The sequence below is a fragment of the Streptomyces sp. RLA123 genome, from assembly GCF_056270165.1.
The window spans coordinates 1360561-1379785 of sequence record NZ_JBWDOR010000003.1; the positions used below are offsets into that span (position 1 = coordinate 1360561).

The window sequence follows — 19225 nt, forward strand, 5'->3', positions numbered from 1 at the left end:
CTACCCGCGGGTGCAAGCGCTTTCTAGACCGCATACGGCACGTTCCCGCACCTCAGCGCACCGGGACGTCCGTCTTCCGCCCCAGGTAGGTCAGCGGCCCCGGGTCCACGACCGGGATCTCCTGGAAACCGAGGCGGTCGTAGAAGGCGCGCGCCGGGGTGTTCGCGGTGACCATGCCGAGGTGGACGGCGCCCGTCCCGCGCGCCGCGAGGGAGGAGAGCAGACGCTCCATCAGACCCCGGCCGTATCCCGCTCGCTGGTACTCCGGCAGCAGGTCGATGTGCAGATGCGCCGGATATCCGGCGAGTTCGGGCACGACCATGCGCTCGGGCCAGTGCAGCAGCCGGGCCATCTCCTCGTCCGCGGTCACCGGCACGCCCTTCGGCCGCGGGTGGCGGCCCTCGACGGCGGGCAGCCACTCGTCGCGGAAACGCCGCACGAAGGCCACGGTGTCGGCGGCGCCGACGACGTAGCCCACCACGCGCGTCCCGTCGTCCACGACGAAGGCGAGGTCCGGCTCCAGGTGGGCGTACGGGCCGGCGAAGATGTCGGGCAGCAGGTCCTGGTCCGCGTACAGGGCGCGGGCGTCGCCGCCCTCGTGGCCGGTGCGCACGCAGACGTCGTAGAGGTCGTCCCGGTCCTCCGGGCGGTAGGGGCGGATGGCCACCGTTGAGGTCATGCGGGCATCATGGCCCTGTGGGAGCGCTCCCACAACCCTTTCGGCAGGGCGCGCTAGGCTGAACGAAGGGCCTACCGAACGCGGCCGAGGGGAGATCGCCATGGCCCCGGACACCGAGACACCGGCCGTCTCCCGCGGCCCCCACCTGCTGTACGCCGAGGTCTCCCGCGGCACGGGCACCCCCGTCGTCCTGATGCACGGTTTCCCCGACAACTGCCGCCTCTACGACCGGCTGCTGCCGCACCTCCAGGGCCGTGCGCCCGTCGTCCGCTTCGACTTCCTCGGCTGGGGACGCTCCGACAAGCCGCCCGGCCACCCCTACTGCGTCGCCGAGCAGGAGGCCGATCTCGCCGCCGTCGCCGACTCCCCGGCCACCGGGCTCCGCGGCCGCCGGCTGATCCTCGTGGCGCACGACGCCTCGGGGCCGCCCGCCATCGACTGGGCGCTCGCGCACCCGGGCCGGGTCGCCCGGCTCGTCCTGCTCAACACCTACTACCACTGGACGCCCGCCCTGCGCCGGCCGCCGGCGATCGCGCTCTACTCCACCCCGCTGCTGCGCGCCGGGGCCCGTGCCGTCGCCCGGCGCCGCCCCGACCTCGACCGGCGCCTGTTCGCCTGGCAGGTCGGCTCGTTCATCCGGGACCCCGTGGTGCGCGAGGTGTACGTGGCACTTCTGTACCGGGAGTTCCCGGCCGCGCGTCCGGCCTTCTGGCGCCTCAACGACGAACTGCCGCACGCGGTGCTCAGCCGCCGCCGGCGCATCCCGGAACTCCGGGACTTCCAGCCGCGCGTACGCATCGTCTTCGGCGCCCGGGACCGCTGGCTCAACGCGCGCGTCGCCCGGCAGTTCTCCGTCCTCTTCCCGCACAGCGAGTTGCGGCTCCTCCTGCGCGCCGGCCACTACGTCCAGATCGACGAACCCGCGCTGGTGGCGGGCGCCATCACTGCCGCCTAGCCAGCGTAGTGACGGATCGTCAAGGGATGGTCAGCGGTCCCACGCCCCCGCGGCGGCGGCCTCGCGGGCGAAGTCGCGGAAGTCGCGCGGTTCGCGGCCGAGGATGCGTGCGACGTCGTCGGTGAGGCGGGGGTTGCGCCCGTCGAGCAGGTCGCCGAAGAGCTGGGTGAGGAAGCGGGCGGCCTCGTCCGGCAGCCCGAGGGCGGTAAGTCGCGGAGCGTACTCGCGCGGCGGGACCGCGGTGTAGCGGACGGGGCGGCCGATGGCGGCGCCGATCCGGGCGGCGGCGTCGGCGAAGGTGAGCAGGCGCGGGCCGGTCAGCTCATAGGTGCGGCCGGCGTGCCCGTCGCCGGTGAGCGCGGCGACGGAGATGTCGGCGATGTCCCGGGCGTCGACGAAGGGTTCACCGACGGTGCCGGCCGGGAAGACGATCTCGCCGTCGAGGAGGCCGTCGCGAAAGAGCCCATCGGTGAAGTTCTGGCAGAACCAACTGGCCCGGATCACCGTGCAGTCGGCGCCCCCGCGGCGCACCGCGTCCTCAGCCGGGCGAGGTCCTCACCGCGGGCGGACAGGAGGGCGATGCGGCGCACACCGCTCGCGGCGGCGAGCGCGGCGAAGTCGCCGAGCGTGGCGGCGGCTCCCGGGTCGCCGATGTCGGGGTGGTACGCCAGGTAGGCGAGGCTCGCGCCGTCGAGTACGGGCTCCCAGCCGGCGCGGTCCGCCCAGTCGAAGGGCGGTTCGCCGGAGCGGGAGGCGGTGCGTACCGCGAGGCCGTGGGCGGCCGGCGCACGGACGACATGGCGGCCGGTCTTGCCCGTGCCGCCGAGGACGAGCGCGGTGTCTGCGGGGCCCGGTGCGGGCGCCGGTGCGGGTGTCTGCGTCATGGCCCCGGTGAAACGGCCACCGGATGAGACGCACCATGGCCGATCGGCTTCCCTCCATGCGCGAACACCTACCCTGACCCGTATGGACGCACTGACGGGCCTGCTCGACGGACCCCGCGCGCGGGGCGCGTTCCTGCTGCGCATGGTCATGGAACCGCCGTGGTCGGTGCGGATCGAGGACCGGGCGCCGCTGTGCGTCATGACGGTCGCGCGGGGCGGGGCGTGGATCGTGCCCGAGGACGGCGACGCGGTGCGGCTGGGCCCCGGCGATGTGGCCGTCGCGCGTGGCCCGGCCCCGTACGCCGTGGCCGACCGGCCGTCGACCGCACCGCACGCGTGGATCCTGCCCGGCGAGGTGTGCCGCACCGCGGACGGGCACGACCTGGCCGACGCGATGGCGCTGGGGGTCAGGACCTGGGGCAACCGGGCCGACGGGGCGGACGTCACGCTGGTCGGCACGTACCAGGTCCGCGGCGAGGTCGGCCGGCGCCTGCTGGACGCGCTGCCCCCGCTGCTGGTGCTCGCCGCCGCGGACTGGGAGAGCCCGCTGCCGGCGCTGCTGTCGGAGGAGATCGTCAAGGACGAGCCGGGGCAGGAGGCGGTACTGGACCGGCTGCTGGACCTGCTGTTGATCTCGGTGCTGCGCACATGGTTCGCCCGGCACGGGCAGGCGGCCCCCGCGTGGTACCGGGCCTTCGCCGACCCCGTGGTGGGCCGGGCGCTGCGCCTGCTGCAGAACAATCCCGCGCACCCCTGGACGGTGGCCGGGCTGGCCGCCGAGGCCGGTGTGTCCCGGGCGGCGCTGGCCCGCCGCTTCGGCGAACTCGTCGGCGAACCCCCGATGGCCTATCTCACCGACTGGCGTCTCACGCTCGCCGCGGACCTGCTGCGCGAGCCGGACGCCACCCTCGGCGCGGTCGCCCGCCGGGTCGGCTACGGCAGTCCCTTCGCGCTGAGCGCGGCCTTCAAGCGGGTGCGCGGGATCAGCCCGCAGGAACACCGCGCCATGGCGGCCCGGACGGAGTGACACTGGGAAGTGACTCCGGGGAGTGGTCATGAACGGCTCGATTCAGATGGGACGGGTCTACGGGGTACCGCTGCGGATGCACTGGAGCGTCCCCGTGCTCGTCGTGCTGCTCGCGTACGGGCTCGGCCGCGAGACCCTGCCCGCGTGGATCCCCGGGCTGTCCGCCGGCGTCTACACCCTGGCGGCCGCCGTGGGCGCGGTCCTGCTGATGGCGAGCCTGCTCGTGCACGAGATCGCCCATGCGGCGACGGCCCTGCGCAAGCAGATGTCCGTGCAGGACGTCACCTTGTGGGCGATGGGGGGCATGACGCGCATGGACCGGCCCACGTCGGCGGGCGCGGCCTTCCTGGTCGCGGTCAGCGGACCGCTGGCCAGCCTCGTCATCGGGGGCGTCGCACTCGGCGCGGGACTCGGCGTGGCCGCGGCGGCGCACCGCTCCGTCCCCGGGGCGCTGCTGGTCTGGCTCGGCTGGGCCAACCTGCTGCTCGGCGTCTTCAACCTGCTGCCCGCGTCGCCGCTGGACGGCGGCCGGGTGCTCCAGGCCCTGCTGTGGTGGCGGACCGGGGACCGCGACCGCGCCGACCGCGCCGCCGGCCGGGGCGGGCAGGTCGTCGGCGTCCTGCTGGTCCTCGGCGGCTGGCTGGCGTTCGCCCGCGGCGTTCCCGGCGGCCTGTGGCTGGCGCTCGTGGGGCTGTTCATGGCCCTCACCGCGGGCGCCGAGCGGCAGCGCGCCGTCATCGGCTCGGCACTGCGCGGGGTGCGCCTCGGGGACGCGATGTCCTCGCCGGTCGCGACGGGTTCCGACTGGCTGGCCGTGGACCGCTTCATCGACGAGGTCGCGCTGCGCTCCCGGCACTCGGTGCTGCCGCTGCTCGACTTCGACGGCCGGCTGTCCGGGCTGGTGTCCATGCGCCGCCTGACCTCCGTGCCGGCCGAGCGCCGCGCCGAGGTCCGGGTGCGCGACGTCTCGGTCCCGCTGTCCCAGGTGACCACGGGCTCCCCGGACGAACTCGTCAACGACGCCCTGGACCACCTGCGGTCCGGCGCCGCCGGCGTGCGCGTGGTGGTCGTGGACGGCGGCCGCCCGGTCGGCATCGTCACCGGCGGCGACATCACGCGGCTGGTGCAGCGCCGGCAGATGGCGGGCGGCAGCCGCGCCGCCTGACCGCCCGGGACCGGCAGGACCGCTGCGCCGGAGCCGCCTCTGGGCGACGATGGAGCCATGCTGCTCGCGGAGATCGCGCGTACGTCCCAGGAGATCGCGGCCACGTCCGCCCGTTCGGAGAAGGTCGCGGCGCTCGCCCGGCTGCTGAGGACCGCGGAGCCCGACGAGGCCCCCGTGGTGATCACGTACATCGCGGGGCGGCTTCCGCAGCGCCGCACGGGCGTGGGCTGGAGCACCCTGCGCGAACGCCACGAGCCGGCGGCCGAGCCCCGCCTGACCGTGGCCGGGGTCCACAGCGCCCTGGACCGGGTCGCCGCGGTGACCGGCAAGGGCGCCGCCGCGGAGCGCAAACGGCTGGTGGCCGAGCTCATGGGCGCGGCCACGCTGGAGGAGCAGGCGTTCCTGCTCGGGCTGATCGGCGGCGAACTCCGGCAGGGGGCGCTGGACGCGCTCGCCGTGGAAGGGCTCGCGGTCGCGGCGGGAGCGCCTGCGGACGACGTACGGCGGGCGGTGATGCTCGGCGGCTCCCTCGGCGCGGTCGCGCGTGTGCTGCTGACGGACGGACCGGGAGCCCTCGCCGGGTTCCGGCTGGAGGTCGGACGTCCGGTACAGCCCATGCTCGCCCAGACCGCCAAGGACGTGGACGAGGCGCTGGACCGCCTCGGCCCCTGCGTCCTGGAGGAGAAGCTCGACGGGATCCGCGTCCAGGTGCACCGGACCGGCCCCGATGTCCGCGTCTACACCCGCACCCTGGACGAGATCACCGACCGGCTGCCCGAAGTCGTCGCCGCCTCGATGGAGTTGGCGGCGGAGGAGGCCGTGCTCGACGGCGAGGTCATCTCCTTCGGCGACGACGGCCGGCCGCGCGCTTTCCAGGAGACCTCCTCCCGCGTCGGCTCGCGCCTCGACGTCGCGACCGCCCGGGCGGCCCTGCCGGTGGCACCGGTCTTCTTCGACCTCCTGTCGGTCGACGGCCGCGATCTGCTGGACCTGAGCACCGCGGAACGCCATGCCGAACTGGCCCGGATCGCCCCCGTGCCGCGCCGCGTCCAACGCCTGGTCGCCGCCGACCCGGCCGACCCCGCCACGCGCGAGGCGGCACGGGAGTTCGCCGCCCAGGTCCTGGAGCGCGGCCACGAGGGCGTCGTCGTCAAAGCGCTCGACGCCCCCTACAGCGCGGGACGGCGCGGCGCCGCGTGGCTCAAGGTGAAACCGGTGCACACCCTGGACCTGGTGGTCCTCGCCGCCGAATGGGGCCACGGCCGCCGCACCGGCAAGCTCTCCAACCTGCACCTCGGCGCCCGCAGGCCCAACGGCACGTTCGCGATGCTCGGCAAGACCTTCAAGGGCCTCACCGACGCGATGCTCGCCTGGCAGACCGAGCGCCTCCAGGAACTCGCCGTCAGCGACGACGGCTGGGTCGTCCGTGTCCGTCCCGAACTCGTCGTCGAGATCGCCTTCGACGGCCTCCAGCGCTCCTCGCGCTACCCCGCCGGCGTCACCCTCCGCTTCGCCCGGGTGCTGCGCTATCGCGACGACAAGTCCGCCTCCGACGCGGACACGGTGGATTCCGTCCTGGCCCTCCGCGGCTGACGCGTCGCTGCGCCGGCTGCCTGGGTTTTCCCCCTCCCGCCCGTGTGCCCGGCGCGGTCTGGGCGCCCCGACGGGCGGGGAGAAGCACCCGGTACGGACGGCGTCAGCCCGCCGCCAGGGCCTCCCCGAACACCCCGTACGCCCGCTCGTCGAAAAGCACGAACCGCACCTCTTCCACCCGCCCCGCCACCGCGTCCCGCACCGTCCGCAGCGCGATCCGCGCCCCGTCGTCCAGCGGCCAGCCGTACACGCCCGTGGAGACGGCCGGGAACGCCACGGTGCGGGCGCCCAGTTCGTCCGCCACGCGCAGGGATTCCCGGTAGCACGACGCCAGCTGCTCCGAGCGGTCCTCCGCCGCGGACCACACCGGGCCGACGGTGTGGATCACCCAGCGGGCGGGCAGCCGCCCCGCGGTCGTGGCGACGGCCTGCCCGGTCGCCAGTCCGCGTCCGTGGTGGGAGGCGCGCAGCGCGCGGCACTCCTCCAGGATCTCCGGCCCACCGCGGCGGTGGATGGCGCCGTCGACGCCGCCGCCTCCCAGGAGCGAGGAGTTGGCGGCGTTGACGACGGCGTCCACGGCCTGCTCGGTGATGTCTCCCTGGACCAGGACGATGTGTGTCATGCCGGTGATCCTGCCACCGCGCACGGCCTCGCGCCGCACCGTTTCCGGCGTGCGGATCACCAGTCGCAGGGCACTCTCAGGTCCAGCAGCGAGTCGCAGAACTCGGAGGGCCGCGGCGGCCAGCCCGCACTGTGCCAATGGGCGATGCGCCAGCCCAGCCGTTTGGGCCACAGGGGCAGGTGCCGCAGGTCCGCCACGGGCACCCAGACCGGGGCGGCGCCCTTCTCCAGGTCCAGGGAGGAGCGCGGGCCGATCGTGCCGGTGGCCTCGACGAGGAAGTAGTGGCCCGGGTGCGAGCCGCGGTGGATGCGGTTGACCCGGGCGATCTCGCGGCCGACGGTGCCGGTGAGACCGGTCTCCTCCGCGAGCTCGCGCACCACCGCGGCCTCCGGGGTCTCCCCCGGCTCGACGCCGCCGCCGGGTATCTCGTAGAAGTCGCCGCGGCGGTGGCGGTAACGGATCAGCAGCATGTGCCCGTCGCGGATGATCACCGCCCCGGCGCGGGTCCGCCTGGGCGGCCGGCCCAGGGGTTCCTCCAGGACGAGCCGGCCCCGCCACCAGGGCGGTCCGTCCCAGGAGCGCAGGATGGCCTCCCACGCGGTCCACGGCGCGAGCGGCAGGTGCAGGGCCTCCTGCCGGGTGAGCAGGCGGGGCGGGGCGGAGGCGGGCGGGAGCGGGGCCGCGGCCCGGAAGTACAGCTGGGTGCCCGCGACCGCGCGCACCTCCAGGCAGGGCGAGGCGTCGATCCGGACGTCCACGCCAAGGGCGGTGCGGGCCGCCTCGCGGGCCGCCGCCGCGGGGTCGCCGCGCGGCGGGACGGGCGCCCTGGGCAGGGTCAAGTCGTCGTGTACGGCGAGGTGTTGGTCGTGGAAGAGGATCACTCCTGCGTGCAGTGAGGACATCTGGCCGACGCTAGCAGCGCCCGCTGTCGCCGACGTCGTGAATATTCCGGATCGGGGCGGCCTCGTCCGCCCGGACGCTGCCGTCTGGTGGTCGGCCTCCCGGCGTCGCACCCTGGAGGGAAGGAGGCGACTGACATGACACGTCCGGTCGGTATTGACCTCGGCACCACCAATTCGGTGGTCTGCGCGCTGGAGGGCGGTGAGCCCACCGTCATCACCAACACCGAGGGAGCGCGGACGACGCCTTCGGTGGTGGCCTTCGGCAAGGGCGGCGAGGTCCTCGTGGGCGAGATCGCCAAGCGCCAGGCCGTGACCAACGTGGACCGCACGGCGCGCTCGGCCAAGCGGCACATGGGAGACCCGGACTGGCGGTTCCCCGAGTCCGGCTCGATCGACGGCAAGCGCTTCACCGCCCAGGAGATCTCGGCCCGGGTGCTGCAGAAGCTGAAGCGGGACGCGGAGTCCTACCTCGGCGAGGACGTCACGGACGCGGTGATCACCGTCCCCGCGTACTTCGACGACGTGCAGCGCACCGCGACCAAGGAGGCCGGCGAGATCGCCGGGCTCAACGTCCTGCGCATCATCAACGAGCCCACCGCCGCTGCCCTGGCCTACGGCCTGGACAAGGAGAACGACCAGACGATCCTCGTCTTCGACCTGGGCGGCGGCACCTTCGACGTGTCCCTGCTCGACATCGGCGAGGGCGTGGTGGAGGTCAAGGCCACCAACGGCGATACGCAGCTGGGCGGCGACGACTGGGACCAGCGCGTCGTCGACCATCTCGTCGAGCGCTTCAAGAACGGCTACGGACTGGACCTGTCGCAGGACAAGATGGCGTTGCAGCGGCTGCGCGAGGCCGCCGAGCGGGCGAAGATCGAACTCTCGTCGTCGACCGAGACGACCGTGAACCTGCCCTACATCACCGCGTCCGCCGAGGGCCCGCTGCACCTGGACGAGAAGCTCACCCGCGCCCAGTTCCAGCAGCTGACCGCCGATCTGCTGGAGCGCTGCAAGGCGCCCTTCCACCAGGCGGTCGAGGACGCCAGGATCGACGTCTCCGACGTGGACCACGTGATCCTCGTCGGCGGCTCCACCCGGATGCCGGCGGTGACCGACCTGGTCAAGTCCCTGACGGGCAAGGACCCGCACAAGGGCGTGAACCCGGACGAGGTCGTGGCCATCGGCGCCAGCCTCCAGGCCGGCGTCCTCAAGGGCGAGGTCAAGGACGTCCTGCTGCTCGACGTCACCCCGCTGTCCCTGGGCATCGAGACCAAGGGCGGCATCATGACCAAGCTGATCGAGCGCAACACGACCATCCCGACCAAGCGCTCGGAGATCTTCACCACGGCCGAGGACAACCAGCCGTCCGTGCAGATCCAGGTGTTCCAGGGCGAGCGCGAGATCGCCGCGTACAACAAGAAGCTCGGGGTGTTCGAGCTGACCGGGCTGCCCCCGGCGCCGCGCGGGGTACCGCAGGTCGAGGTCTCCTTCGACATCGACGCCAACGGCATCATGCACGTGGCGGCGAAGGACCTGGGCACCGGCACGACGCAGAAGATGACCGTCACCGGCGGCTCCGGGCTGCCGAAGACCGACATCGACCGCATGATGCGCGAGGCCGAGCAGTACGCGGAGGAGGACCACCGGCGCCGCGAGGCCGCCGAGACCCGCAACACCGCGGAGGGCCTGGTCTACTCGACCGAGAAGCTGCTGCGCGACAACCCCGACAAGGTCCCGGCCGATCTGCGGACCGAGACGGAGGCGGCGGTCGCGGACCTCAAGGAGAAGCTGGCGGCCGAGGGCGACGACACGGCGGCCATCCGTACCTCGACCGAGCGGCTGAACGCGACGGCGCAGAAGATCGGCACGGCGATGTACGCCCGGGCCCAGGCGGAGTCCTCGTCCGCGGGCGCCGGTCAGGGAGCAGGACCGCCGCCGTCCGCCGACGACGACAGCGACGACGTAGTGGACGCGGAGATCGTCGACGACGACAAGCGGGAGGGAGGCACAGGGTGAACGGTGCCGCCCCGCCGGATGGAGCCGGTCAGCTGCGCGCGCGCCTGGCCGAGCGCACGGCGGACCTCAAGCGGCTGAAAGCGGAGTACGACAACTACCGCAAGCGCGTGCACCGCGACCGCCTGGCGGTGCGCGAGATCGCCGTCGCCAATGTGCTGCGCGGCCTGCTGCCGGTCCTGGACGCGGTGGACCGGGCCAGGGAACTGGGCGAGGTGACCGAGGGGTTCAGTGCGGTCGTGGAGGTGCTGGAGACCCGGCTCGGCGAGCTGGGGCTGCGGTCCTTCGGCACGCCTGGCGACCCCTTTGAGCCGGTGCGGCACGAGGCGGTGGGTACCGCGGGAGGAGCGGAGGCGGAGGGCCCGGTGTGTGCCGAGGTCGTGCGGCCGGGTTACCGGGTCGGCGGCCATCTGCTGCGCCCTGCCGAGGTCGTGGTCGCCAGACCTGCGGCGCCGCACGCTCAGGTGCACCCTGGAGGCATGGAGACAACCCACAAGGTGGACATCGCCCCGCTCGCCGAGGACCACCGCTACCGGAGGGTGCACCTGCGCGGCCTCGGCTGGCAGCAGTTCGAGCGCGAGGAGTTCGAACTGCGGGTGCGCGACGCGTTCCCGGACATCGACGTGTCCGACCCCCACCAGGTGCACTGGGCCGACCATCCCGGCGAGTGGCCGGACTGGCGGCCGGGCGAGGCCTGACAGGACGGCGGGCGACGGGGCCGCGGCTCAGGCCGCGGCGAGCAGCGCGGCAACGCGTTCCACGGCGAAGGCGTAGCCCTGGACGCCGCAGCCGGCGATGACCCCGTCGGCGCGCAGCGAGACGTAGCTGTGGTGCCGGAAGGACTCGCGCCGGTGGATGTTGGAGATGTGGACCTCCAGGACGGGCATCCCGTCGCAGGCGTTCAGCGCGTCGAGGAGCGCCACCGAGGTGTGCGAGTAGGCACCGGGGTTGATGACGATCCCGCAGTGCGCTCCGCGCGCCTCGTGGATCCAGTCCACGAGGTGTCCTTCGTGGTTGCTCTGGCGGCAGTCGGCCGCACCGCCGTGGCGCTCGGCCGTCGCCGCGCAGAGCGCCTCGACGTCGGCGAGGGTCTCGCGGCCGTAGATCTCCGGCTGCCGCTGTCCGAGCAGGTTGAGATTGGGACCGTTGAGGACCATGATCGGCGCGTCGGCGAGAGTGCGGGTCATGGCCCTCAGGTCTACCACGTCATCACCCGAAGGTGACGGCGGCGTCCATCTCCCACACCAGGACTTCCGCGCCCTGCGCCCCGGCCGTCAGCCGCTGGCCCTCGGACCCGGTGACGCGTACGGCGTCGCCCTTGGACAGCAGTCCGGCGCCTTCCAGGGCGACCTCGCCCTTGGCGACGTACACGTGGGCGAAGGGCGCGGTCGGCAGCGCGAGGGTCTGGTCCGCGGTCAAGCGGGAGGCCCGCAGGGCGGCGTGCTTCTGGGCGATGGAGATGGCGCGCTGGTCACGGTCGCGGTCCATGCCGGAGGCGACGGTGACCCACCCGCCGCGGGCGAGTTCGTCGTTGATGTCCATCTGCTCGTAGCCGGGCTTGATGCCCTGCTCGTCGGGGAAGACCCACATCTGCACGAAGTGGACGGGGTCCTTGTGCTCGGGGCCGCCGGTGATCTTCCACGAGTCGTTCTTCTCGCTGTGCAGGATGCCGGTGCCGGCGCTCATGCGCTGGGCGAGGCCCGGGTAGATCACACCGTTGTGGCCCTCGGAGTCCTGGTGGACGAGGCCGCCGTCGAGCACCCAGGTGACGATCTCCATGTCGCGGTGCGGGTGGGTGTCGAAGCCGGTGCCGGGCGCGACGACGTCGTCGTTGGAGACCAGCAGGAGACCGAAGTGGGTGTTCTTCGGGTCGTAGTGGTGGCTGAAGGAGAAGCAGTGGTGCGAGTCGAGCCAGCCCGCACGGGTGTGGAACCGCTGTCCTGCGCGGCGGACATCCAGCTGGGTGGTCATGGGTGGGTCTCCTCCTGCGGGGGCGGGTCGTACCTTCGGTCAAGGTAACATGTTGAATTCTAAACTATATTCCCCGGATGCCGTAGCTCCGCAGCTTGCGGTAGACGGTCGCCCGGGCGATGCCGAGGGCCTGCGCCGCCCGCGCCTTGTTGCCGCCGTGGGTGCGCAGCGCGTCCAGGATCGCGTCCCGCTCGGCCCGCTCCAGACTGCCCAGCCGTCGTCCGCCGGCCGCACCGCGCACGGCGTCCGGCAGCTCGTCGGGGCGGACCGGGGCGGTCAGCCGGCGCCGGTCGGCCAGCTCGCGCACGACCAGCCCCAGCTCCGCCACGTTCCCCGGCCAGGTGTGCCGCTCCAGGACCCTCTTGGCCTCGACGGTCCAGGTCAGCGGCGGGTACCCGGGTGCGGGGCGCGGGCTGAGCGCGGCCAGCAGACCCGACAGGTCCTCGGGGCGCTCTCGCAGCGGCGGCAGCGTCACCGAGCGCGCCGCCAGCCGCCCCAGCAGACGGTCCACACACGGACCGCCCACCGGGTCCCCCGGGGTGGAGGTGGCGGTCAGGGGCATCCGGGGGAAGCGGTCCAGCAGTGACACCAGCAGCGCGGCGGCGCCCGCGTCCAGCGCCTCCAGGTGCCGGACGAACACCGGCACCGGCGCTTCCAGGGCGGCCAGCCGCTCCACCCACTCGTGCGCGGCCGCGGCGGTGACCTGGGCCGCGTCGAGTTCGACGGCGTCCGGGCGCACGGCGCGGGCGACACCGGTCTTGCCGGTGCCGGGCTCGCCCGCGATCAGCAAAGTGCCCGGCGAGCTCCCCAGCTCCACGGCGCGGGCCGCGGCGGAGCGCCAGGAGCGCGACGCGCCGACGAGGCCCGGCAGCCGCGGGTCCGGCACGGCGGCCTGCGGGGTGCCCGCGTCGCCGGTGGGCGTGAGGATCGCCACGGCGCCGACCACCTCGCCCGCCTCCTGCACGGCGCGCAGCCGGGCGGACCAGCCGCCGCCCGGCAGCGGCAGTTCGCAGCCCTCCGCACGGCCGTCCCTCACCATGCCCCCGGCCCGCCGTTCCAGCAGGTCAAGGGCCTCTTCCGAGAGCCTCCTGGCGGCTTCGGCACTCACGAGCCGCGACCGGCCGTCGGCGGCCACGACCGCACGCTCCTGCGGGCGCTCGCGCAGGTAGGCACCGAGCAGCAGCGCCTCGTGCGGTGTATCGGATTGAGACACGCCGGACACCTCCTCCTGGTTAACCATTCGTTTCGTTGCCATTTCAATTATCCGTCAGGGAGCCGCTTTGATGGAAAGCGTCGAAACCGATGTGCTGATCGTGGGAAGCGGGCCCGCCGGGGCCACCGCCGCGCTCGCCCTGAGCACCTACGGAATCCCGAACGTCGTCGTGACCCGGTACAACCGCCTGTCGGCGACCCCCCGGGCCCACATCACCAACCAGCGCACCATGGAGGTCCTGCGCGACCTGGGCGTCGAGCAGGAGGTGATCGCCAAGGCCACACCTCAGCCTCTGATGGACAACACGGTCTTCTGCACCAGCCTCGCGGGTGAGGAGCTGGGCCGCCTGCGCTCCTGGGGCAATGACCCGCTGGTCCAGGCCGCGCACGAGCTCGCCAGCCCGACCCGCATGTGCGACATGCCGCAGCACCTGATGGAACCGGTGCTCGTCGACGCCGCCGTCGCGCGCGGGACGAAGCTGCGCTTCGGCACCGTCTACAAGTCCTTCGTGCAGGACGCGGACGGCGTGACCGTGACCGTCGAGGACACCCTGCGCGGCGACGAGTACACCATCCGCGCCAAGTACCTCATCGGCACCGACGGCGGCCGCAGCCAGGTCGCCGAGGACGCGGGCCTGCCGATGGACGGCAGGATGGGGGTGGCGGGGAGCATCAACATCCTCTTCGAAGCCGACCTGTCCCGCTGGACCGCCCACCGGCCCGGCACGCTGTACTGGGTCCTGACCCCAGGGGCCACGGTCGGCGGTATCGGCGCGGGCCTGGTGCGCAACGTCAAGCCGTGGAACGAGTGGCTGATCGTGTGGGGCTACGACGTCGAGGCCGCCCCGCCGGACCTCACCGAGGAGTACGCCCTGTCGGTGGTCCGCCGGCTGATCGGCGACGACGACCTGCCGGTGACCATCCGCTCAAGTTCGTCCTGGACGGTCAACGAGATGTACGCCACGACGTACTCCAACGGCCGGGTCTTCTGCGCGGGCGACGCCACGCACCGGCACCCGCCGTCCAACGGACTGGGCTCCAACACCTCCGTCCAGGACTCCTACAACCTGGCGTGGAAGCTGAAGCTGGTGCTCGAGGGCTCCGCGGCGCCCTCGCTGCTCGACAGCTACACCGCGGAGCGCGCCCCCGTCGGCAAGCAGATCGTCACCCGCGCGAACAAGTCCATCGGCGAGACCGCCCCGGTCTTCGAGGCGCTGGACCTGCTCGCCCCGCAGACCCCGGAGCAGCTCGTCGCCAATCTGGACTCCCGCAAGGAGGCCACACCCGCCGGCGAGAAGCGCCGGCAGCGGCTGCGCGAGGCCATCGACTTCAAGCGGTACGAGTTCAACGCCCACGGCGTCGAGCTCAACCAGCGCTACTCCTCGGCGGCGGTCGTCCCCGACGGCACCGCGGACCCCGGTTTCGACCGGGACCCCGAGCTCCACCACCAGCCCAGCAGCCGCCCCGGCGCCAAGCTGCCGCACGCCTGGCTGACGGCGGGCACCCGCACCGTGTCCACCCTGGACCTGGGCGGCGGCGGGCGCTTCACGCTGCTCACGGGCATCGGCGGCGGCACCTGGGTGGCGGCCGCCCGCGCCGTCGGCGCCGATCTGGGGCTGGACATCGAGACCGCCGTGATCGGCCCCGGGCAGGACTACGAGGACCCCTACGGCGACTGGGCGCGACTGCGCGAGACGGGCGACACCGGCGTGCTGCTGGTCCGCCCCGACCTGTACGTCGCCTTCCGGCAGGCGGGCGGGGCGGGCGACGAGGCCGAGGCACGGTCCGTGCTCGGCGGGGCGCTGCGGCGCATCCTGGGACGGGACTGACAAGGAGCCACGATGGACTTCACCGAAGAGAGCGCCACGGCGGCGGTCGTGGAGAGCTTCGCCGGCACTCCGGATCCGCGGCTGCGCGAGATCCTGGGCAGCCTGACGCGCCATCTGCACGACTTCATCCGCGAGGTCGAACCCACGATGGAGGAGTGGGAGTGGGGTGTCGACTTCCTGACCCGCACCGGGCAGAAGTGCGACGACACCCGGCAGGAGTTCATCCTGCTCTCCGACGTCCTCGGCGTGTCGATGCTGGTGGAGACGATCAACCAGCGCAAGGCCGCACGGACGCCCGGCGAGGTGACCGACTCCACCGTCCTCGGGCCCTTCCACATGGTCGACTCCCCTGAACGTGAACTCGGCGACTCGATCGACATGATGGGCACCGGCCGGCCGTGCGTCGTGACCGGGCGGGTGCTGTCGGTGGACGGCACTCCGCTGGCGGGCGCCATGGTGGACGTGTGGCAGGCCGACGACCAGGGCTTCTACGACGTCCAGCAGCCGGGCGCGCAGCCGCAGGGCAACGGGCGCGGGCTGTTCACCACCGACGAGGAGGGGCGCTTCCGCTTCCGCACGGTCGTGCCCGCGCACTACCCGATCCCGACGGACGGCCCGGTCGGCGACCTGCTCGGCGCCACCGAGCGGCACCCGTACCGGCCGGCGCACATCCACTTCATCGCGGGGCACACCGGCTTCCAGCCGGTGACGACGCACATCTTCGTCGAGGACAGCCCGTACCTGGACTCGGACGCGGTGTTCGCGGTCAAGAAGAGCCTGGTGCAGACGTTCGCCGAGGTGGACGACGCCGAAGTCGCGGCGGAGTACGGGGTGCGGGCGCCCTTCCGGCTGGCCGGCTTCGACATCGTGCTGCGGCCGTCATGAGCCCCGGGAGCCTGGACTTCGTCCACGAGTCCCTGCCGATGCGGGTCGTCTTCCGCGCAGGGTCCGCCACCACCGCCGTCGCCGGCGAGGCGGACCGGCTCGGGCTGCGCCGCGTGCTGGTGGTGTCCGGGCGGCACGGCCTGGACACCGCGCGGGCCGTCGCCGACTCGCTCGGCGCGGCCTGCGCGGGGGTCCATCCGGGCGCGGTGATGCACGTACCCGTGAAGGTCGCCGACGAGGCCGTCGAGGTGGCCCGGGACGTCGACGCGGACGGCCTGGTCGCGGTCGGCGGCGGCTCGGCGGTCGGCCTCGGCAAGGCGGTCGCCCTGCGCACCGGCCTGCCGCTGATCGCCGTGCCGACGACGTACTCCGGCTCGGAGATGACCTCCGTGTGGGGACTGACCGAGAACGCCGTCAAGCGCACCGGCCGCGACCCCCGCGTCCTGCCGCGCAGCGTCGTCTACGACCCGGAGCTGACGGTGTCGATGCCGTCCGCGCTCTCCGTCACCAGCGGCGTCAACGCGATGGCCCACGCCGTCGAGGCGCTGTACGCGCCCGACGCCACGCCCATCGTCTCCCTGATGGCCGAGGAGGGCGTACGGGCCCTGGCCGGCGCGCTCCCCCGCGTCGTCGCGGACCCGGCCGGACCCGAGGCCCGTGGCGCCGCCCTGTACGGGGCGTGGCTGTGCGGCGCGTGCCTCGGCGCCACCACCATGGGCCTGCACCACAAGCTGGCCCACGTGCTCGGCGGCACCTTCGGCCTGCCGCACTCCGAGACGCACACCGTGCTGCTGCCGTACGTCCTGGCCTTCAACGCCCCCGCCGCGCCCGGCGCTTCGGCGGCACTCGGGCGCGCCCTGGCCACCGACGACCCGGCCGCCGCGCTGCACTCTCTCGGCAGCCGCCTCGGCGCCCCCCGTTCCCTGGCCGAACTCGGCTTCGGCCGGGGGGACATCGAGCAGGCGGTGGAGATCGCCACAGCCGCGCCGTACGCCAACCCCCGCCCCGTCAGCGCGGAGGACGTCCGCACGGTCCTGACCGCCGCCCACGAGGGAGCTCCGGCGTCCGCTGTCTGACCCCCGGAAACCGACGGCGCCGGCGGCCCCCACGGCATCCCCGTGGGGGCCGCTCACCGTCGGGTTCCGAGGGGCCGGAAAAAGGGCCGCCCCATTGATCCGGCGGCATTCGCAATTGCTGGCGAGAATTCATCCCTGGGGAGGCTCGATCACCGGTGCGCCGCAGCTCACAGGGGCGTACACGCATACGGGAAACAAGTGTTTTCGACCGTCAAACGCCATGCCTCGCCACCCCTTCCGCCAGGTAGAAATATCTACCAAGGTAAGGCGCATGAGGAATACGGCACCGAAGCAGGCAACTGAATGGCTGGCCGCCGCCGCGGCGGACCCGCGGGCATGCAAGCGGGAGTGGGAGCACGGGGAGAGCGGCACCGCACTGCTGCCCGCGGGACGGTTCTGGGACGTGCTGAGCGTGCCCGAGGATCTCGGACTCCTCGCCCTCGACGCCCTCTTGCGCATGCCGGGAGCGGAACCCGGCCCGACGCTCGCGGACGCGGCGTCCCGTCGGGTGGGTTTCTTCCTCCCTCCCGATCCGGCGAGCAGATGGGTGGGCTCTGGCATCCGGTACGCCGGCGCCGGCGCGTGGATCGCGGTCCCGCCGCCGTACCGGGCGGCGGGGGCAGGGGTGCTGCGGTGGCTCGTGCCACCGGACGGCAACGGGACGCTGCACACCCCTACCGTGGTGGAACTCGCTCTGTTCCAGGCCGCGGCCGCGGCCGACTGCCACCGCTGAGCGTGTCCGGCTCCGGCTCTTCCGCCCCCGTGCGGCGCGGGACCGTCCGCCCCGCACCCCGCCAGTCGGCGACGAGTTCCGAGTAGATCGGCGGGTCCAGCCAGTACGCGCCGGTGAGTTCGGCATAGGTGCGGTGATGGTCGGTGTGGCCGACGACGAGGCACCCGCGGGCGATGGATGTGCTGTCCATGTCCCCATGCAACGCAGCGAGTACGCCGGTGGTACGTCCCAGCCCCGCCGCGCCACTGGATCGGGTGAGCACGCCCCCCTCGTTCGGGGGCGTGTCATTGTCGTTTCAGCGGCTGGTCGGATTGTCTCTCTCCTCACCTCTGCCCCGGGCTGCGCTCCGCGGTGACCGACGGGTAACGTCGGCCCCAGGACCGCCGCTCTGAGGGGAGCCGCACGCGTGACGTGGATGCTGTACGGGGCCACCGGGTACACCGGACGCCTGATCGCGCGGGAGGCCGTGGCCCGAGGGGAGCGGCCCGTGCTGGCCGGGCGCACCGCCGCCGCGCTGGAACCCCTGGCGGCGGAACTCCACCTGCCGTACCGGGTGCTGGGCCTCGGCGACGCCTCCGGTCTTCGTGAGGCCCTGGCGGGAGTGGCGTCGGTCGCGCACTGCGCCGGCCCCTTCTCGGCGACGGCGCTGCCGATGGTGGAGGCGTGCCTGGACACCGGGACGCACTATCTCGACATCACCGGCGAGATCGACGTACTGGAGCGGCTGCACGCGCTGGGCGACCGCGCCCGCGCGGCCGGGGTGACGCTGCTGCCCGGCGCGGGCTTCGACGTGGTGCCCACCGACTGCCTGGCGGCGACCGTGGCGGCCGCGCTGCCCGGCGCGACCCACCTGGACCTGGCCTTCGTCGCCGGGGGCGGGGCCAGTCCCGGCACCGCCCGCACCGCGCTGGAGGCACTCGACAAGGGGGCGGGCGGCCGGGCCAGGATCGACGGCGTGATCCGCGATGTGCCCCTGGGCCGGCACCGGGTCACGGCGTCCTTCCGTACCGGTGACCGTTCGGTGGCGAGCGTCGCGTGGGGCGACGTGAGCACGGCGTACCACTCGACGGGCATCCCGAACATCTCGACCTACACCTGGCTGCCCGCCGCCCCGCTGGTGGACCGACTGCTGGCGGTCGCACCGGTACGGCGTGCCGCGCGCGCCGGGATCGACCGCTTTGTGCGCGGCCCGGGCGAGCGGGCACTGACCCGTACCCGCTCGCAGGTGTGGGCGCGCGCCCGCGACCCGCGCGGCGGCGAGGCCCAGGCGGCGCTGTCCACGCCCAACGGCTACGCCCTGACGGTGGATTCGGTGCTGCGGATCGTGCCGCGGCTCCCGGACCTGCCGCGGGGCACGCACACCCCCTCCTCCGCCCTGGGCGCCGACTTCGTCCTGGAACTGGACGGCGTACGGCGGAACGGGCCGCACATCGGCTGACACGCCGTCACTCCCTGTGCCCGGGTGGACTGCGCCGACCGCTACCTGATGGCAGATGTGCCATGTGCCGCGCAATAGCTCGCCCTTCACGACGCACGCCCCCCTCGATCTACGCGCGCAGAATCAGTCCGCACCGCCCCTGTCAACGTGACCTGGGTGGACTCCTCTGTCCAGACACCCCTTACAGGGTGGCGGGGACGCGTGACTCACGCCCCGCATCCCATGCCATGGCGCCACGTTG

Annotated in this window: 19 protein-coding genes; 11 read left to right on the forward strand and 8 right to left on the reverse strand. The window is 73.3% G+C overall.

Annotation, left to right across the window (positions count from 1 at the left end):
- Positions 1-52: 52 nt before the first annotated feature.
- The gene (locus RV983_RS06245) at positions 53-679 is read right to left on the reverse strand and encodes a GNAT family N-acetyltransferase (RefSeq protein WP_475984772.1); all 627 of its coding nucleotides are present in this window, start codon (positions 677-679) and stop codon (positions 53-55) included.
- A 100-nt stretch (positions 680-779) separates the two neighbouring features.
- On the opposite strand from RV983_RS06245, the gene RV983_RS06250 reads away from it, so the two are divergent.
- Positions 780-1634 (forward strand): alpha/beta fold hydrolase, encoded by an 855-nt coding sequence (locus RV983_RS06250; protein WP_475984773.1) that lies wholly within the window; start codon positions 780-782, stop codon positions 1632-1634.
- Between the two features lie 30 nt (positions 1635-1664).
- On the opposite strand, the gene RV983_RS06255 is transcribed toward RV983_RS06250, so the two are convergent.
- Complete coding sequence (locus tag RV983_RS06255) at positions 1665-2138, reverse strand: Rossmann-fold NAD(P)-binding domain-containing protein (RefSeq protein ID WP_475984774.1); 474 nt, start codon at positions 2136-2138, stop codon at positions 1665-1667.
- Positions 2135-2518, reverse strand: coding sequence for an SDR family oxidoreductase (locus RV983_RS06260; protein WP_475984775.1), 384 nt, complete (start codon positions 2516-2518; stop codon positions 2135-2137). The genes RV983_RS06255 and RV983_RS06260 overlap by 4 nt, the downstream gene beginning before the upstream one ends.
- Before the next feature lie 82 nt (positions 2519-2600).
- Between RV983_RS06260 and RV983_RS06265 the strand changes: the two genes are divergently transcribed.
- The 3 genes from RV983_RS06265 to RV983_RS06275 are packed head-to-tail and all read left to right on the forward strand — an operon-like array spanning position 2601 to position 6303.
- Positions 2601-3545, forward strand: a complete 945-nt coding sequence (locus RV983_RS06265; protein ID WP_475984776.1) for an AraC family transcriptional regulator — start codon at positions 2601-2603, stop codon at positions 3543-3545.
- A 28-nt stretch (positions 3546-3573) separates the two neighbouring features.
- Entirely contained in the window at positions 3574-4710 is a 1137-nt protein-coding gene (locus RV983_RS06270) for a site-2 protease family protein (protein WP_475984777.1), read from the forward strand.
- 57 nt (positions 4711-4767) lie between these two features.
- Complete coding sequence (locus RV983_RS06275) at positions 4768-6303, forward strand: ATP-dependent DNA ligase (protein WP_475984778.1); 1536 nt, start codon at positions 4768-4770, stop codon at positions 6301-6303.
- 103 nt (positions 6304-6406) lie between these two features.
- On the opposite strand, the gene RV983_RS06280 is transcribed toward RV983_RS06275, so the two are convergent.
- On the reverse strand, positions 6407-6925 hold the full coding sequence (locus tag RV983_RS06280; RefSeq protein ID WP_475984779.1) for an O-acetyl-ADP-ribose deacetylase: 519 nt from the start codon (positions 6923-6925) through the stop codon (positions 6407-6409).
- Positions 6926-6981: 56 nt separating this feature from the next.
- Entirely contained in the window at positions 6982-7827 is an 846-nt protein-coding gene (locus RV983_RS06285) for an NUDIX domain-containing protein (protein WP_475984780.1), read from the reverse strand.
- A 135-nt stretch (positions 7828-7962) separates the two neighbouring features.
- Between RV983_RS06285 and dnaK the strand changes: the two genes are divergently transcribed.
- The gene (gene dnaK, locus RV983_RS06290) at positions 7963-9843 is read left to right on the forward strand and encodes a molecular chaperone DnaK (RefSeq protein ID WP_475984781.1); all 1881 of its coding nucleotides are present in this window, start codon (positions 7963-7965) and stop codon (positions 9841-9843) included.
- Entirely contained in the window at positions 9840-10538 is a 699-nt protein-coding gene (gene grpE, locus RV983_RS06295; protein ID WP_475984782.1) for a nucleotide exchange factor GrpE, read from the forward strand. The genes dnaK and grpE overlap by 4 nt, the downstream gene beginning before the upstream one ends.
- 27 nt (positions 10539-10565) lie before the next feature.
- Here the strand turns inward: grpE and aroQ are convergent, their stop codons facing one another.
- From aroQ to RV983_RS06310, 3 genes are all read right to left on the reverse strand, one after another.
- Entirely contained in the window at positions 10566-11027 is a 462-nt protein-coding gene (gene aroQ, locus RV983_RS06300) for a type II 3-dehydroquinate dehydratase (RefSeq protein ID WP_475984783.1), read from the reverse strand.
- Positions 11028-11049: 22 nt separating this feature from the next.
- Positions 11050-11811: a pirin family protein gene (locus RV983_RS06305; protein WP_475984784.1), complete on the reverse strand. Its 762-nt coding sequence runs from the start codon at positions 11809-11811 to the stop codon at positions 11050-11052.
- Between the two features lie 64 nt (positions 11812-11875).
- Complete coding sequence (locus tag RV983_RS06310) at positions 11876-13024, reverse strand: helix-turn-helix domain-containing protein (protein ID WP_475984785.1); 1149 nt, start codon at positions 13022-13024, stop codon at positions 11876-11878.
- 70 nt (positions 13025-13094) lie between these two features.
- Here RV983_RS06310 and RV983_RS06315 point away from each other — a divergent pair, with 70 nt between their 5' ends.
- From RV983_RS06315 to RV983_RS06335, 5 genes are all read left to right on the forward strand, one after another.
- The gene (locus RV983_RS06315) at positions 13095-14852 is read left to right on the forward strand and encodes an FAD-dependent oxidoreductase (RefSeq protein WP_475984786.1); all 1758 of its coding nucleotides are present in this window, start codon (positions 13095-13097) and stop codon (positions 14850-14852) included.
- Positions 14853-14864: 12 nt separating this feature from the next.
- A complete protein-coding gene (locus RV983_RS06320) occupies positions 14865-15737 on the forward strand; it encodes an intradiol ring-cleavage dioxygenase (RefSeq protein ID WP_475984787.1) in 873 nt (290 codons plus the stop codon).
- Positions 15734-16813 (forward strand): maleylacetate reductase, encoded by a 1080-nt coding sequence (locus tag RV983_RS06325; protein ID WP_475984788.1) that lies wholly within the window; start codon positions 15734-15736, stop codon positions 16811-16813. The genes RV983_RS06320 and RV983_RS06325 overlap by 4 nt, the downstream gene beginning before the upstream one ends.
- Positions 16814-17084: 271 nt before the next feature.
- Positions 17085-17546, forward strand: a complete 462-nt coding sequence (locus RV983_RS06330) for a hypothetical protein (RefSeq protein ID WP_475984789.1) — start codon at positions 17085-17087, stop codon at positions 17544-17546.
- Between the two features lie 415 nt (positions 17547-17961).
- Positions 17962-18984: a saccharopine dehydrogenase family protein gene (locus RV983_RS06335; RefSeq protein WP_475990235.1), complete on the forward strand. Its 1023-nt coding sequence runs from the start codon at positions 17962-17964 to the stop codon at positions 18982-18984.
- Positions 18985-19225 lie beyond the last annotated feature (241 nt).

Excerpts from the sequence above, each read along its gene's own strand:
- RV983_RS06305 (WP_475984784.1), bottom strand. The coding sequence starts at position 11,811 with ATGACCACCCAGCTGGATGTCCGCCGCGCAGGACAGCGGTTCCACACC.
- RV983_RS06315 (WP_475984786.1), top strand. The coding sequence starts at position 13,095 with ATGGAAAGCGTCGAAACCGATGTGCTGATCGTGGGAAGCGGGCCCGCC.
- RV983_RS06335 (WP_475990235.1), top strand. The coding sequence starts at position 17,962 with ATGCTGTACGGGGCCACCGGGTACACCGGACGCCTGATCGCGCGGGAG.
- RV983_RS06275 (WP_475984778.1), top strand. The coding sequence starts at position 4,768 with ATGCTGCTCGCGGAGATCGCGCGTACGTCCCAGGAGATCGCGGCCACG.
- RV983_RS06280 (WP_475984779.1), bottom strand. The coding sequence starts at position 6,925 with ATGACACACATCGTCCTGGTCCAGGGAGACATCACCGAGCAGGCCGTG.
- RV983_RS06325 (WP_475984788.1), top strand. The coding sequence starts at position 15,734 with ATGAGCCCCGGGAGCCTGGACTTCGTCCACGAGTCCCTGCCGATGCGG.
- RV983_RS06250 (WP_475984773.1), top strand. The coding sequence starts at position 780 with ATGGCCCCGGACACCGAGACACCGGCCGTCTCCCGCGGCCCCCACCTG.
- RV983_RS06245 (WP_475984772.1), bottom strand. The coding sequence starts at position 679 with ATGACCTCAACGGTGGCCATCCGCCCCTACCGCCCGGAGGACCGGGAC.
- RV983_RS06265 (WP_475984776.1), top strand. The coding sequence starts at position 2,601 with ATGGACGCACTGACGGGCCTGCTCGACGGACCCCGCGCGCGGGGCGCG.
- RV983_RS06260 (WP_475984775.1), bottom strand. The coding sequence starts at position 2,518 with ATGACGCAGACACCCGCACCGGCGCCCGCACCGGGCCCCGCAGACACC.
- RV983_RS06285 (WP_475984780.1), bottom strand. The coding sequence starts at position 7,827 with ATGTCCTCACTGCACGCAGGAGTGATCCTCTTCCACGACCAACACCTC.
- RV983_RS06330 (WP_475984789.1), top strand. The coding sequence starts at position 17,085 with ATGAGGAATACGGCACCGAAGCAGGCAACTGAATGGCTGGCCGCCGCC.
- RV983_RS06320 (WP_475984787.1), top strand. The coding sequence starts at position 14,865 with ATGGACTTCACCGAAGAGAGCGCCACGGCGGCGGTCGTGGAGAGCTTC.
- dnaK (WP_475984781.1), top strand. The coding sequence starts at position 7,963 with ATGACACGTCCGGTCGGTATTGACCTCGGCACCACCAATTCGGTGGTC.
- RV983_RS06270 (WP_475984777.1), top strand. The coding sequence starts at position 3,574 with ATGAACGGCTCGATTCAGATGGGACGGGTCTACGGGGTACCGCTGCGG.
- aroQ (WP_475984783.1), bottom strand. The coding sequence starts at position 11,027 with ATGACCCGCACTCTCGCCGACGCGCCGATCATGGTCCTCAACGGTCCC.